Genomic DNA, 15,672 nt, shown 5'->3' on the forward strand with positions numbered 1-15,672 from the left:
TTCAATCATCGGTAGCGATTATGCCCGGGAGCGGCGAGAGCCTCAACTTGAGTCCCTTTTGCAAGGTATTGTTGGACGGCGCCACGGATGTCCTCGTCTCGTACTATCGCAAGAAGCTCGATGACAGACTGCGCTGACTCAAAGTGCCTGTACGGCAGATGCCAGTCATTGAGGAAGATTGAGCACGCCTGGTATAAGATCAAAAGTCGGGCGAGCTTGTAGGATGTAACGCGATCGACCTGGTCAGGGTTTGATAGTAATGGCTCGATCTCCGCGATGGGCTCGCGCTCGCGCAGACTGCCAAGTTGGTCGCGAAATTCGCTCGCACTCATGCAAATCTCACCGCCCGAACTTCCGACAATGAGTAACTCAGCCCCTTCACGGAGGTTTCCGGCAAAGGCATGCGCCGTTGAATGCGTGTCGTCATATCCGGTGCCTGCAAAAGCTGCAGCATCAGTTAAGGACTTCTCGATCTGATGGCAATCGCGCAGAAAAGCGTATTCGTCCAACACTAGATCAGACAGGCTCTGATCTAAGTACGTCGTGCGTCGGCGCAGTAACTCGCGCCAGGTGAATGGTCTGAGTACCAACCATATGAACGTCTGTTGGTAGTACCCGTGACGGGACGTCCAGCCTGGAGCTTGAGGATTCCCAAATAGGCTTCGAAGGCGATCGTTCAGGTCGTGCACCGCTTCGATAATCTGGCCCTTTGCCGGCCCAACGTCGGCCCGGAAACGCTTAATTGCTTCCAGTTCGTACTGGCGCTTAGCCGTCTCACGCGCCTGTTCTCCCTCGGCACCAGTTTGTTTAAGGCGCGCTTTCAGATCCTGACGAGACTGCCGTACAGCCAAAACGTAGCTAGCGATACTTGAAATCAACGCGACAGAAATAGCAGCCACCGCTCCGATGATCGCTGGAGCAATTCCACTGTCGCTGCCCGAGGTAGTCGCCGCTGATGCCGCCGCACCAATCATGACTGATAACGTCGAGCTGCGTGCGGTCGGGAAAGCAGCATTATGGGAGGCCTCGGAGCAGCTCGCCGAGCCGCTCGTTCGCCGCGTCGAATGCTGCCCGCCTAGCATCGCTCGCGGGGACTGCCTGGTCAGCAGACTCCGGATGTGCCGCGGTCATGGCGGCTTCTTCGAATGCGGCAAGGAGGGTCCGCATCTTGTCGTCTGCGACACGCACCCGAACCATCTTCATGCCGATGACCGCATCCTCGAGTGCTTGGTCTTCCCGGAACAGCGTCTGCACGACGGGATGGGCTAGTGGCTGCAGCTGCATCGGATTTGCTCGATAAGCAGCAGCAGATGCCCGCTCCAACTGCAGCATGCTGCCCTGGGCCGCAACTAGCGTCTCTCTCTCGGAGTCAGCTTGTCGGCGCAGGCGCTCCTTGCGACCGATCCGCACGTCATGAAACCAATCACCGAGCGGCCTTAGAAAGTAGCCAGCAACTGCCCCGAGCAGAGCACCTAGGCCCGTATCCACCTAGGCTTTGGCAGCTGGTTTGCGCACGTACCTGTTGAGCAGCAGCGGACCGGCGATGCGCACAAGGCGCCCCTGCTCAGTGTCCGGTGGGTTGCTAGCCTCGGCCTTGAGGAGCCACTGCCTAATCGCCTGCACGGATGATGCGGAGGAGCGGTCCCCAATGGCGTCTCGAACCATGATGGCCACAACCTGAAAATCTTCATTCGCTGAGTTGTAGACCTGAGCCGCCGACATGAACGGTTGGAGCTCTTGAAGCGTTCCCGGACTAGTAGCAGGCCTGTAGAAGCCTTGGACGTCGCGAAAATGCTCCGCTTCCTGAAACAGCCGGGTTGCTTCTTCACCTAATTCAACGCTCCGCTTCGCCATAGCCGCGTTGCTGAATCGGTCGCCATAATCCCTCGCTGCCTCCGCTGCTTGCGAGACTGCAACGGCCGCCCGGCTGAGGTGAGCCTTCAGCCCGCCGTACTCGGTCCAAAGGAAGGCCTCCACCTCTGCGCCGCGGACGCGGTACCCAGAGGTCCCACCCAGGTTGACGGCCGGTAGCTTTTGGTTCTTGATCCAGCGAAGGACCGTCACCTTGGTCAGCTTGAGTTTTTCGGCGACCTCCTCGACCGTGAAAAATCGCTCGCTCATAGGGAAAGATCTTACCTAAAAGGACGACTAATCACAACAGGTAGATGCGATTGTTTAGGTAAGAGCTTGTTGATCCACCAATTCTCAAACAGCTTGCATGGGCCGCCGCGCGACGCAGGTCTAGGCCATGGGTGGTCGGCTTATCGGAAGCCGCCGCCGTCACTCGGCGCGCGGATTGTCCAGCCTCTCGAGCAGCTGGGCCGGGGACACTGATGTAATGCCACGTTCGGTCGCCCACTTCAGTACGCGACCCTTTTCGCAGGTCACGAAGAAATGCCGGCCACTGGCCTTGTGCGCCTCCAGGTGATCGGAGTCGATCTGGTCGGTTGATGGGTTTGGACTTGACGGAGCGGCCCAGGTATCGCCGCCATCCCACTTGCTGACACCCCAGCGGAATGGGGCACCGACCACGGGACGTGTGCGGAGGAACTCAGCAAGCTCGCCGACGGGCTCGGTCTTGGTGAGCTCGTGCTCCAGGCGCGTGGTTACCGCGACATCGAGTTCACCCTTCCGGGCACGCTCAAACAGCTCCCCCGCCATCGGGCAGTCTCCTTTCACCGCTCCGATCACGACCGACGTATCGACGGTAATGGTGGTCACCCTGGTCCGGACGCTGTCACAGGTTTCTGTACCCACCGGGCAACTCGTTCGCCACCCAGCCCAGGACAACAATGGCCCGTTCGGTCTTTGCCCGAGCGGCCTCGACGTTCTGCTGAGCGGGCTCTGGCGCAAAGTTCCCCCTTTGGGCAAACACTCGTGGCGCCCGCGCGTAAACGTATGCGGCCCGCACGTCGTCGCGGTCCGCTGGCTTGAGATGAAGTGCCAACAGCAGTTGATGGTCCCTGTACGTCTCGAATGCAAGCGATGCCGGGATCTCGTTGGTCATCTTCGCGATTTCGAGGATTGAGAGGTTCCCGCGGAGCTCGTCAAGAGCGAGAAGGGCAGCAGTCCTGAACCGCCGGTCTTCGGCCGCTTCCTCCCGACTCCGCTGACGCTCCTCGACGGCGTCGGCCGCTCGCTGCGCCTCTCGGGGTGACAACCACCCGGCGATGAGGACGGCGACGGCCGCCGCTGCCACGGCCCCAATCGCCGATATCAGGGTGCCCCAGGCGGTGACGACGTCTGTCCACTTGATGTCTTCAGCAACGAGCAGAGTCGAAGTCACGAATGCTCTCATCAGGTAATCTGTTGCGTTACCCGAGACTCCGTAGAGCGGTACGAAGCTGCTCACCGAACGCCTTGGCATTGGCATTGAGTGCGCTTTCCAGGGTCAGGAGCTTGGCTGCGTCGGCCCTGTCGGCTAGCGCATTGTTCCAGTCCCAAAAACTGTCGCGGAGAGTACGCCAGACCTTGAATGTCGTCCCCTCGGGTCCCTCGTCCAGGATGAGGTCGCGCTCACCCTCGCGATAGAGGCGACGCCACTCTTGCTCGAGCTCGTAGGCCCTGTCGAAGTTGCCTAGCTTGACCGGTCCCTGTTCTGGAATCGGCAGTTGGGGCCGTCCCTTTGGGAAGTGCTTCAACTCTCGCTGCAGCTCGAGCAGCGTCTGTACCGCAGCCATGAGCAATCCGGATGCGTTCCGGCGGAGGTCATAGCGTCGCTCGAGCCGACCTCGGGTTGTCTGGAGGGTGAAAACGAACAGGCCGAAGAAGCCAGATCCAAACAGAGGTAGAGCGGCCTCGCGAAGCTTGCCTGTTGTCTGGCTGGCGTTGCTCGGCACCGGCAGGAAGACATCGGCGATGACCGCCGCAAGCAGCACGACGTTGAGAACCCAGAGGACGAGCAGCAGCCAGGATCCCAGGAGCCATCTGAGAGAGACCTCCGCCTTTTGCTTCATGAATTGTGGTCAAATTTCGCCGCCGTCGGCCAATACCGCTTGTCGCCGCCTAACTTCGTCTTGAAAAAACTGGAGGCGAGTGCGGGATTCGAACCCGTGGTGGAGGTTTTGCAGACCTCTTCATTATTTTGGGTTCCAACCGATCTGGGCAGGGCATCTCCACACGCTCGGTCTTGCCAGATCGGCCTTAGGCACGGCTTCATCCGGGTGTTGCAAACTCAACCAGCCTGCAGAGGGCACCCGCGAGTCGCATCTGGTCGGGCGTGCGGCAACGGGCCTTGAGCAACTCGGGGCTGCACATCAAGATCACCAATCCTTGAGCCCTAGAAGCCGCCACGTTTAGGCGGTTTAGGCTGAACAGGAAATCCATGCCGCGAGGGGCGTCGTCGACCGTCGAGGTTGCCATCGAGTAGATGAGGACGGGCGCTTCCTGGCCCTGGAACTTGTCGACGGTGCCGACCCGCGCTCCGCCCGGAAGTGTCTCGATAAGCCGGCGGACCTGGGCGTTGTACGGCGCGACGACCAACACATCATCAACAGCGAGCGGGCGTGTGGCCCCTTCGCGATCGGTCCACGGTAGGCCAAGAAGTGATCGGAAGGTTTGGTTAACTCGGTCGGCCTCTTCCGGCGACAGCGTCCGATTGCCGCTGTGGTCAACGGATAGATACCGCAACCCAAGCCCGCCAGTGCCGTTGCTTACCGCGAGGTTCTGGCGTTTAGTCGATTCGTCCGGCTCGAGCTTGCGGTCGTAGAAGGCCTCGGATACGAAAGCGCAGACCGTGGGGTGTAAACGGTAGGTTGTCTCAAGGAAGAGCCCGTAGGCGGTCGGCATCGTCGGCTGGTCCTGGATGACGTGATCGAGTACGGATCGGTCGACGCCTTCCGGATGGATCCCGTGGGAAGGCTGCCTTAGCTGGTTCGGATCGCCCAACAATATAAGGTTGTGTGCTGCGCCAGCGATTGCAAGAACGTTCGCCAACGCCATCTGCCCAGCCTCGTCGACGACCAGGTAATCCAGCTTCGCGGGAAAGCTGGCGCGGGCGAAGAGCCAGGGCGTTCCGGCGACGACCTCAACCTCATCCGCGGCTAACGCAGCTTCGACGGTCGATGAGCTGTTGGTGCATTGAACATCTTGTGAAGCGCATCGATCGCGCTCGTCGGCCTTCTGCATGGCGCGGACTACCTTTCCTCTGCGCCTCGCCTCCCCCATCGTTTTGTCGAGCAGGTTGCCAATGACCTTGTGACTATTCGCCGTTATCCCAACGCGCTTGCCGCGTCTGACCAGGTCGACGATCAACTCGGCGCCGATCGTTGTCTTCCCGGAGCCCGGCGGCCCCTGAATCGCCAGGCAGGTGTTGTCGAGCCGAGGCGCTAACAGCAACGCCACGTCCTTTGCTCGTTCGCCCGCCTGCACCAGCGGCGCCCCTTCGATGACACCCTCGATCCTCGGCGGCTCGAGGCAGAGCAGATCGCGGGCCGCCTGGTAGGGGCCCGTCCCAGCAAAGCCGAGGTCGGCGACGCGTTGGCCCAGTCGCATCAGAGCATCGCGTTGCTCCTTAGTCGGGATCGGACTGGCTGGGATGAGCGACGTCGGATACGGTGACTCCGACTTCACGCCGCGACTCAGCTCGATCCACCCCGCGATCGGATCCATTGCCACCACTTCGCCGGCGCCTGATTCTGTCCGTGGGTCGTGCGGTTGGTCGCCAACCCCGATCTTGTACTCCTGGTTCGGATCGAACCAATAGCGAAAGACGTTCGAACGGTGCTCCGGCCGCACCTCGCCGCGAAACTCGATCGCGCCAATCGCTTCCCGATCCTCCACCAACTGCTCGTCGGTCAAGGAACACTTGCGGTAGTACTCCCACCACTCGGATTTTCCCTCGCGGCGGTGCCAGTTGAGGCTGTGAGCCATCAGGTAGCGCGCCTGCTGCGCGGTCGACCGATCGTCCTCGTTTTCGGGGACGCCCTCGAGCAGTCGATCGACGAGCACAGCTGTCCGCTCATCGATGTCGCGTAGGGTTTCGCTCGGTTCGACTTCCTCGGGCCCGGGCCGTGGAATCTCGCCGTATAGAGCAATCGCCTCAAGGCGCCGCGCCTCCAGCCACTGGCGCAGTTGCGCCGTCGAGAGGCAGTCGTCCTCGTTGTACCGGGCGATCTCGTCGAGCAGCCGCTGGTCGTGCGACTCGAGCCAGTCCTCGTAAGCAACGATGCTGCCCGCGGCGTCGACGATCTCGGTCGACCTCTTGCCTCGATAGAGCGACTCGAGTTCCTTCAACGAATACGACTCGGTCCCGATCCGAACGGACTGCCGGACTATCCGATACAGGTCGACGAGCACCCGGCCGCGCAGGAGCTGGTCGACCTCAGCTTCCCGGGTCGCATAGGTACTCGCCAGATACTTGAGCGCGTTCGGCTCGTAAGGCGCGTAGTGATAGACGTGCAGATCGGGATTGCGGTTGAGTCGCTCGACAAGGAAGTCGACGACCTGCTCGAAGGCACGCTTCTCTTCATCGGGATCGTGGCCCCAGAACGCATGGTGCATCATCACCCCCCTCCCCGACCCTCCCCCTTGAGGGGGGAGGGAAGTGGCGGAGTTGAGTTCGAGGATGCCGAAGAGGTACTCGAGGCCGTTGTCGCCGACGAAGGGATCGCCCTCCATGTCGAAGAAGAGGTCGTCCAGGGTTGGCGCGGGGAGCGACTGGAAGCCCAGCTGCTCGCCGAGCGGCGGTAGGACCTCGAACGGCAGCGTGTCTCTATGCCGCTGCTCCACCTGGAGCCGAGCCTGCTGTCGGAGCCGAGTGAGCGCCATTTCGTTAATTCCCTGGATGGACTGATCGACGGGGCTCGCGCCGAGCTCGGTGACGGTCTTGATGCCTGCGAGGTTCAGGCGGCGGGTTTGGTCGCGACGCATGCCCGCAACGAGGCAGAGGTGGTCGTCCTGGCGACGGCGGACCTCGCAGACATCGATCCAACGGCAGATGCGGCAGTGGTCAACCGGATCTGGATAGGTCGCTATCGCCGGCGCAAACACCGTTTCCTCGAACTGCCGCTTGACGCTCCGGTAGTAGGCCCCATAGTCCTTCAGGCGCAGCAACTCCTCACTGCCATCGCCGAGGATTAGCCGAATCCGCTCTGGCTCGACTCCTTGGACGGCAGCAACCTGCTCGGCGTAGACACAGCATTGGAGGACAGCCGCGGCTTTGGCCTTGCGCGCGAGCTTCGCGTCAGCAACCTCGTAGCTGTAGGCGCCGAGCTTGCTGGGGCGGTCGACCCGCAGCAGGAAGTCGGGATGGCATCGCCAGCGGCCATCGAAGAAGGTGCCCTGGTAGATGACGTCGGCACCTTCGTGCATGGCGGCGACGGTCTGGGCGTGCGCTTGGGCCAGGCCGGCAATGGTTCCGTCGGGGAACGGGAACTCGACGACTCGCCGGTGGCTGGTTCTCAATTCAGCCAGCTGCCGAGCTTCATGCTCAAGGCCTCGCCTCGCCAGAACCTCGAGTTCGGGGTCCTTCCGCTCCGGCCGCTCGATGTCACCGCGAGCGGCGGCCAGCTCCTGCTGGGTGAGGTGCTCGCACTCCAAAAAGCCCGTCAAATCGGACGGGCTAACGATCAGCCGACCATCCAGGAATTGCATTTGGCCCTTCTACTCCAAAGTCACTCTAGGGCCGGGTTGCGACAGCTGTGTGTCGCAAGACCGTTTGCACCCGATACTGTGTGCGAATGGCAAAACCTGCCCCCAGCCGGGAGCTGGCCCCAGGCCTCTATGAGGCCATCCTTACAGACTTTTTGCAGGCGAGACTCCCGACCGACGAGAAGCTGTTTCGCCTAGACAAGGTCGATCGCGCTGACATCGCTCGCATTTTGGCGAGCCATGTCGGGTCATTGGTGGAAAAAGTCCTGATGGCTCCTCACATTCAGGCCGACGCTGGGCGTCAGGTCGCGATGGTTAACGATCTTATCCAAAACCTTGTGGCAGCCGCCCCGGAACTGGGTGTCTTTGGCGATCAGACCGTCGACAAGGATGGCCGGCAACTGATCGAGCTGCTTCGAGTACTCGACGGAGGGTTAGGAGGCCTCATTTCCTTAGAGCGGCCGGACATCCCGCTAAGCCAAAACGCACTGCTCGTTGCAGCGAAGCAAGAGCCCGCATTTGGCTCCTCGATCAAGAAGGAACTGGAGTCGGCGGATAGGGTCGACCTCCTCTGCGCCTTTGTCGTCTGGAGCGGCATTCGGATATTCATGGACCAGCTTCGTCGACTCCGCGATAGAGGGGTTCCAGTTCGCCTGATAACGACGACCTATACGGGGACCACCGACGTTCGGGCCCTCGAGGAACTTGCGAAGATCGGCGTGCAAATCAAGGTCTCGTACGACACTGGGTTTACTCGCCTGCATGCGAAGGCATGGCTCTTCACCCGGGATAGCGGCTTTTCGACGGCCTATATCGGTTCGTCCAATTTGACGCATACGGCGTTACATGAGGGCCTCGAGTGGAACGTCCGCCTAACTCAGGCCAGCTCGCCCGAGCTCCTGGACCGGTTCAGCTCGGTATTTACGACCTATTGGGAGGACCCCCGGTTCGAGGACTACAACAGGGACGCGTTCGTTGCCGCCATTGCTCGGGAGACCCGTGATTCGACGACGGAACTCCTCCCCTTCGAGCTGCAGCCATATCCCTTTCAGCGAGAGATGCTCTACCGGCTAGAAGTCGAGCGGACTGTTCATAACCGCTGGAAGAACCTCATCGTAGCGGCCACCGGCAGCGGGAAGACCGTCGTTTCTGCCTTTGATTACAAGCAGATCTGTCGAGACTGGCCTAACGCTTCGCTCCTCTTTGTCGCCCACCGCCAGGAGATTTTGAAGCAAAGTCTCGTGACTTATCGCAACGTACTGCATGACGGAGACTTTGGCGAGCTTATGGTGGCCGGTGAGAAGCCTCGCGATGGCAAGCATGTCTTCGCGTCGATTCAATCCCTCCATCACACAAACCTGGCGGATCTGGCGCCCGATTTTTACGATGTCGTGATCGTCGACGAGTTCCATCACGCGGAAGCCCCGACCTACACACGGCTGCTTGACCATCTGAAGCCGCGGCTGCTAGTTGGGATGACAGCCACTCCGGAGCGGACCGATGGGCTCGATATCAAGCGCTGGTTCGACGGGCACATCGCGGTGGAGCTGCGCCTATGGGATGCATTAGAGCAAGGCCTGCTTTGTCCGTTCCAATACTTCGGGGTTTCGGACGGCGTCGACTTGTCCGAACTCACGTGGGCGCGAGGCGGCTACGACACAAGACAACTCGGCCAAATTTATACGGGCAACGACATTCGCGTCCGGAAGATCCTTGACGCAGTGCAGGAAGTGGTTGAGGCGCCTACGCGCATGAAGGCTCTGGGATTCTGCGTCAGCGTGGAACATGCAAAGTACATGGCCGAGCGCTTTTCCATGGCGGGCATCCCGTCCTTGGCCGTTTCGGGAATCTCAAGCGACGCCGATCGATCGCAAGCGCTTCGCGACCTGCGCACCGGAAAGACCAATGTCCTATTTTCCGTCGACCTATTTAACGAAGGCTTGGACATTCCGGACGTCGACACCGTGATGCTTCTCCGCCCAACGGAGAGCCCGGTTGTCTTTCTTCAACAGCTAGGCCGGGGGCTTAGGCATGCGGAGGGGAAAGCCGGTCTTACCGTGCTCGACTTCATCGGCCAGCAGCACAGGCGGTTCAGGTTCGAGGAGCGGTTCAAGGCTCTGCTCGGTATGAATCGGAAGGAGGTCCTGGATCAGGTCGAAGACGGCTTCCCCTATCTACCTGCCGGGTGCTCGATAACCCTCGACCGTCAGTCCCAGAAAGTGATTCTCGACAACATCAAGGGTTCGGTTGCCAAGCTCAGGGCCGAGTTGGCCGAAAAGCTCCAGGAATTGGGTGACGTGTCACTAGAAGATTTCTTGGCGCGCACAGGCGTCGAACTTGCCGATGTGTACTCCGGCGGCAATCCTGGTTGGACGGTCATCCGCCGGCAAGCTGGCTTTGCTGGGGATCCGACGGCGGACGAGGCTCTGCTGAGTAAAGCCGTGAGTCGGATGCTGCATATCGACGATCCTTTGCGCGTCGCAACCTATACAGAAAGGTTGTCCCAGCCAGGCCGCGGCGTCGATGGAATTGACGAGATGACCCGGCGTCTATTGGGCATGCTCCATTTCGATCTCTGGTCGAGCGACAACTCGTCTATCGGACTTCGAGAATCGCTTGCCAGACTGTTTAGAAGCCCGAATATTGTTAACGAGCTCCGCGAGCTCCTGGCCATCCTTGGTGCCAACTCGACCCACCTCATCAAGGACGCGGACCTTCCTAAGGAAGTTCCGCTCAAGCTACACGCTCGATATACGCGAAACGAAATTCTCGCTGCCTTTGGTGAGGCCACGCCCGAAAAGCCTCCTCAATGGCGAGAGGGCGTCCGTTGGGTCGAGAGATATATGACTGACCTCTTCCTTGTAACTCTGAATAAGTCGGAACGGCGATTCTCGCCAAGCACACGGTATCGCGATTATCCGATCTCTCCCGGACTGTTTCATTGGGAATCGCAGTCCACAACCTCTGCTGCCTCGCCCACCGGGCAGCGGTACATCAACCATGCGGCACGCGGCACCACGGTCCTTCTGTTTGTGCGCGAAAACTCGGCCGGCGAGTCTTTGGGGGCTTCGCCTTTCATTTTTCTCGGGAAAGCTGCCTACGTAAGTCATGAGCGAGACCGGCCAATGGCCATAACCTGGCGGCTGGAGAACGAAATGCCTCCCGATTTCTTTCAGATCGCAAAGGCCGCTGTCTAAGCCTGGTCTCGCTACCTGCTGCTCGCCAGTAGCGGTGCTACAAATGGGAATACAGGGAATGCCCGGCCGGGTTTCGGCTGGCGCTTGACAGGCGAATCGAGCGCGATCACCATACTAAAAGCTGACGGCTACGGAAAGTTGGATGTGATGGGGGCTCAGGTTGAGGCGTGATCGGGTTGATGGTAAGTGAGCGATTCTAAGCTAGCCTCCTCCACCACCTCCAACTCGCTGACTCCCCGAGCCACGCTGATGCGAGCCGCGTGCGAAGCCACCGCCGCGGATCCGATTGGGATTCCGCTAGCGAGCGTCTTCGATAAGGTCGCCACGATGCTTCCCCTGACTGCGGCCGATTTGGAACCGATACCGGATTACCCAAAAGAAAGACGCTTTGAAAGTAATCTACGCTTCACCTCGATCAACGAGGCCAAGGCCGGCTGGCTGACAAAGATCAAGGGCATCTGGTCAATAACCAACGCCGGACGCCGCGCCCTTGCGGATTACCCAGACCCATCAGTTTTTCATAAGGAGGCTCAGCGCCTCTATAAGATGTGGAGCGCTAACCAAGAGCCTCGTGTCGAGGCCAAGTCGACAGGCGAACTTGACCGCACAAGTGCTGACACTGCGCGTGCGCTTATGAGGCTCTTCTATCCCGATCAAGCGGTACGGGAATACTGTGAGGAACGGTTGGCAGCCAGTATCAGATGGTCGGATGAAGCTCGCCCTGGCAGTTGGTCAGTGTCTATGCATGACACTCGCTTTCGGCTTATTGCCGGAAGAGTCTTCGTGTTTGACCTGGTTCCGTCTGAGGTCAACGTGGTCGTGGCGGGGGTGGGCATGGACGATAAAGAATTGGCTGCACTCGGAGAAGCCGGTGCCGTAGAGCCGTGGAAGACAGGACTTATGCCGGATTTCCAGACAGTGACAGTTAAGGCCGAAAAACTCGCTACTGCTTGGCCTGAGCTTGAGGATGCTCATCGGGACGCAATTCTGCGAGCTGCAAAAACAGCCAGCCGATCACCCTACATGAGCGCCCACTCGCGTGGCATCACCGCGATGCTCAGAGAGGACGTCGGCCTGGATGTCGCGGAGCCGCATGGACCCGAATTGGCCCCAGAAAAGATCTCAACAAGCCTCCAGGTTCGCACGCTGGCCGAGGCCTTAGCGGATTGGAATCGGGACAGCGCCTCGAGCCAGGTAGAGGCAGCCGAATTGGAACGAAAAGCGATCGTCGAGAAGTATCCGTTATCGGATTGGCCGACGATGACTCTTCAGCAATTCGCGCTGGGCCAAGACAAGGACGGCGACACCTTCTGTTATGTGATGGAGTTTGGCTCTCCTAGGTTGGGTAGCATTCGTGGTGGGTCAGCCCGGAAGCTAATCATCTATAAGCACGCTACCCAACCCGGCTGGTACTTCGACCCCAAGTATTCCAGCGAAGAAACCGCGTGGAATGCAGTTAGGGACGCTTTCGTCCAGGCGTTTGAACTGGGGGAAAAGTACGATTTCTCAGCGATTGAGGCGCTCGGCCCCCTCCGTCCGGGGCCTGCGCTCCGTACAAAGAGTATTTTCACCTACTTTCCGGATCGTTTGCTGCCCATATATTCATCGGCCCATCTGGAGCACTTCACGCGCTTGTTGGATGGCCCGCCAGCTACGCTCACCGCTGTCGCGGCAAATCGGCGACTCTTCGATTTGATCTACGCGAGGCCGGAGTTCAAGGGATGGTCGACTTTCGAAGTCGGCCTATTCCTTTATCAGTGGGCCCACCCCCGTCAGACTAAGCGCATAGTCAAAATCGCCCCGGGCCGGGATGCGATCCTGTGGGATGAGTGTCGAGAGGGCGGCTTCATCTGCGTCGGCTGGGATAAGGTTGGTGACCTCGGCCGGTTTGGGTCCGAGGGCGAATTTAAAGAAGAGTTCACAGCTCAGTACCTTGATGAATACAAGGGCTCACAGGCTGCCACGAGTCTCAAGGCGGGAGAAGTATGGACGCTCCGGGAGCTCGAGCCTGGTGATCTAGTCATCGCTAACAAAGGTATCTCCCATGTCCTCGCAATAGGCACCGTCGTTGAGCCCGGGTATGTTTGGCGACCGGAGCGGCCCGAATACAAGCACACCGTCAGCGTCAAATGGGACGTGTCGGCCGAGACTGATATCGAACCCGTCCCTCAGTGGGCAATGAAGACGGTTGCCAACGTATCGCAAGAGCTTTATGGACGAATCATGCATGCTGCACCCGCCGGGTCGAAGTCCGAGACGCCTCCGAGCGATCTTCTGGAAATGCTCGGGCACGAACTCGACCGCCGAGGCCAGGCCATCCTCTACGGACCTCCGGGAACGGGCAAAACATACAACGCTCGACGATTTTCCGTTTGGTGGTTGCGAAGCGCCTGGAAGAAGGAAGACGCCAAGTGGGTACTCGGCGACAAGGATCTTTTCCAAGACGTCGAGGAAGAACTCACCTTGGTTCCGAACAATGACCCGAAACGCGCTGCCATCCTAACCCGGGTCACCTTTCACCCTTCATATTCATACGAGGATTTCATCGAGGGATATAAACCACGACCAACAGAGGGAAAGGGTGGCCTGGAGCTCGAGCTCAGACAAGGTGCGTTCATGCGAGTCTGCCGCGAGGCTGCTGCGGATCCGGAAGGCCGGCCTTACCTTATCGTCATCGATGAAGTGAATCGGGGTAACATCCCAAAAATCTTTGGGGAGCTCATCACGCTCCTAGAAAAGGACAAGCGAGCCTTTCAAGTCCTACTACCGCAGAGCGGAGAGCGGTTCGGGGTGCCGAGCAACGTGTTCATGATCGGCACCATGAACACTGCTGATCGCAGCATCAGGCTATTAGATGCCGCCTTGCGGCGCCGGTTTTCGTTCATCGAGCTCATGCCGAACGCTGACTTACTTTCCGGCGGGAGCGTCGAGGGTCGGTTGTCATTAGACCTCTTCCTTCGACAGCTGAATGAGCGGATTGCGAAGGAAGTTGGGCGCGAAAAGCAGATTGGGCACTCCTATTTCTTAGACGATCAGGGAGCGCCCGTAACGACAGCCGAGGCGTTCGCCCCACGCTTCCTGAGGGAAGTGGTGCCTCTCATTCAAGAGTATGCATACGACGACTTCGACATCTTCACTGAAATTCTGGGCCCCGGCTTAGTGGATGCTGTGAGGCAACGCCTGAAACAGGAGGTTCTGGATGACCCGCAGGCGCTTGTCGAGGCACTAGCAGCAGAATTCAAGTCCGGGGAAGTTGATGCCGACGAAAGTTAAGGCATTACCCCCTCCTGTTGTGATGTATGAGTGGCAAACCGTTGAGGTGCCTGACGTACGTCAGACGAAATTTGATGCGGCGCTAACCCGCAGCCTGCATGAGCAGAACGACCTCATGCTTGACGTTCAATGGCTTCAAGGCGACCGTGCACGAATCACAAGTCGCTCCTGGGTAGGCGTCGTTCGGTTCGAGACCTTCGAGGTCAGAGTTGTCCCCAAATTCGTTGGCGGGAACCTCGGCATCTTGCAGATGCTGGATTACACTCACGGCCTCGACTCGATTCGCAGGCTGGAGGCTCTGCAGCACCTCGAGGGGGACGGCGACAGCCTGGTGGATTTGGTTTGCTGGCTGCTGGCGGACCAATGTGAGTATGTACTTCGCCATGGCCTGCTAAGCGATTACGTGACCCATGAAGAGACCCTCAGCGCACCGCGAGGGCGTCTTCAGATCGACCGGCAAATCCGTCTCCACTATGGTCAGGTCGATAGACTCGAATGCCGATTTGACGAATACGAGTCCGACATTCTCGAAAATCGGATCTTAGCCGTTGCCCTTCGTAAGGCTCGTGCGGTTTGCAGGAACGAGCGGGTACGAGCGATGGTCAGGCACATCGAGCCACTGTTTTCCGAAGTGTGTCCCACGGATAACCTCGATCTTCAAACGACGCGTCAGCAACTCGCCTACCATCGTCGAAACGCGCATTACAAACGAGGGCACCATTGGGCTTTTCTACTTCTCGGAGGCGGTGCCATCAAGGATGTTTACACGGCCGGCCTGGCGGAGGCCTTCGCTTTCATGTTTGATATGAACCGCCTGTTCGAGGAATTTGTGGAAAGGCTCTTGCAGAATGCCTTTCAGGGCACGGAGCACCGCGTCAGCCCACAGAGCCGTACGCACTCGATCGTTGTGGACGAGAAAGGCAAGAACTATTCCACGGTGATCCCAGACCTATTGCTCAAGTCCGGTATGGGTAGTGCGGCGCGAATCGTACCGATCGATAGCAAGTACAAGCTTTACTCGGACCATAAGGTGTCGCCAAGCGACATTTACCAGGCATTTCTATACGCGTACGCCTTCGCCGCCCCGGGAAGCTTGCCAACCGCTGGCATCATCTTTCCAGCCGTTGAAGAGGCAAGAGGATTCAACCTCGCGGTACAGACCACCAAGGGAAGCGTGGGGGGCCGCATCCACGGCTTTGGAATCGACATTCCGACTGTATTAAGCCGAATACGAGAGGCTCAGCCCGCAACTGCTATTGCTCGCGAGCTCGTGCGGGATCTGCTGGAACTTCTCGGGAGTGCGACTAAAGCTCAACCGGATATGGGGGCGGTGCCGGCGGTCGTGGCAGCGTGATCAGACCCAGCGAGGAAGGCGGCTTTGCAAGGCGAGCGCTGACTCCCGGATGGTGCCGGCCACGGCAGGCAGGGAGCGAGACGGTTGTCAGCTATCTATCGTCCGGGCTTACGGAGCGGGTCGATACCCCTGAGGTGAACCCTCCGGTGAGCCTCCCTCAGTTTCTGTACGAGATCGGCCGGCACCGATAGGTCGTATAACAGCAGGAACTCATAGTGGTTCGCGAGATCGTCGGCGTCAGCTCCTTTGAGCGTCCCC

Annotated in this window: 10 protein-coding genes and 1 tRNA gene; 3 read left to right on the forward strand and 8 right to left on the reverse strand. The window is 59.4% G+C overall.

All coding sequences use genetic code 11. The features are described from left to right. Positions 1–5 precede the first annotated feature (5 nt). The 8 genes from VHK65_09345 to VHK65_09380 form a co-directional block, all read right to left on the reverse strand. A complete protein-coding gene (locus tag VHK65_09345; protein HVS06353.1) occupies positions 6–974 on the reverse strand; it encodes a hypothetical protein in 969 nt (322 codons plus the stop codon). Positions 975–1,014: 40 nt separating this feature from the next. Beyond that, entirely contained in the window at positions 1,015–1,410 is a 396-nt protein-coding gene (locus VHK65_09350) for a hypothetical protein (protein HVS06354.1), read from the reverse strand. Positions 1,411–1,488: 78 nt separating this feature from the next. Further along, a complete protein-coding gene (locus tag VHK65_09355) occupies positions 1,489–2,121 on the reverse strand; it encodes a helix-turn-helix domain-containing protein (protein HVS06355.1) in 633 nt (210 codons plus the stop codon). Positions 2,122–2,280: 159 nt separating this feature from the next. Further along, entirely contained in the window at positions 2,281–2,721 is a 441-nt protein-coding gene (locus VHK65_09360) for a hypothetical protein (GenBank protein ID HVS06356.1), read from the reverse strand. Between the two features lie 16 nt (positions 2,722–2,737). Continuing rightward, on the reverse strand, positions 2,738–3,352 hold the full coding sequence (locus tag VHK65_09365) for a hypothetical protein (GenBank protein ID HVS06357.1): 615 nt from the start codon (positions 3,350–3,352) through the stop codon (positions 2,738–2,740). Next, a complete protein-coding gene (locus tag VHK65_09370) occupies positions 3,315–3,956 on the reverse strand; it encodes a hypothetical protein (GenBank protein ID HVS06358.1) in 642 nt (213 codons plus the stop codon). Before VHK65_09370 ends, VHK65_09365 begins: the two co-directional genes overlap by 38 nt. A gap of 70 nt (positions 3,957–4,026) precedes the next feature. Continuing rightward, a tRNA-Cys gene (locus VHK65_09375) sits at positions 4,027–4,088 on the reverse strand. 67 nt (positions 4,089–4,155) lie between these two features. After that, positions 4,156–7,593, reverse strand: coding sequence for a TM0106 family RecB-like putative nuclease (locus VHK65_09380; GenBank protein ID HVS06359.1), 3,438 nt, complete (start codon positions 7,591–7,593; stop codon positions 4,156–4,158). Positions 7,594–7,679: 86 nt separating this feature from the next. On the opposite strand from VHK65_09380, the gene VHK65_09385 reads away from it, so the two are divergent. The 3 genes from VHK65_09385 to VHK65_09395 all read left to right on the forward strand — a co-directional run bounded on the left by VHK65_09385 (position 7,680) and on the right by VHK65_09395 (position 15,414). Continuing rightward, positions 7,680–10,787, forward strand: a complete 3,108-nt coding sequence (locus VHK65_09385; GenBank protein HVS06360.1) for a DUF3427 domain-containing protein — start codon at positions 7,680–7,682, stop codon at positions 10,785–10,787. A gap of 327 nt (positions 10,788–11,114) precedes the next feature. After that, on the forward strand, positions 11,115–14,060 hold the full coding sequence (locus VHK65_09390; GenBank protein ID HVS06361.1) for an AAA family ATPase: 2,946 nt from the start codon (positions 11,115–11,117) through the stop codon (positions 14,058–14,060). Beyond that, positions 14,044–15,414, forward strand: a complete 1,371-nt coding sequence (locus VHK65_09395; GenBank protein ID HVS06362.1) for a hypothetical protein — start codon at positions 14,044–14,046, stop codon at positions 15,412–15,414. The genes VHK65_09390 and VHK65_09395 overlap by 17 nt, the downstream gene beginning before the upstream one ends. The last annotated feature ends 258 nt before the right edge of the window (positions 15,415–15,672 follow it).

The organism is Candidatus Dormiibacterota bacterium, assembly GCA_035544955.1.
Taxonomy (GTDB): Bacteria; Chloroflexota; Dormibacteria; order CF-121; family CF-121; genus CF-13.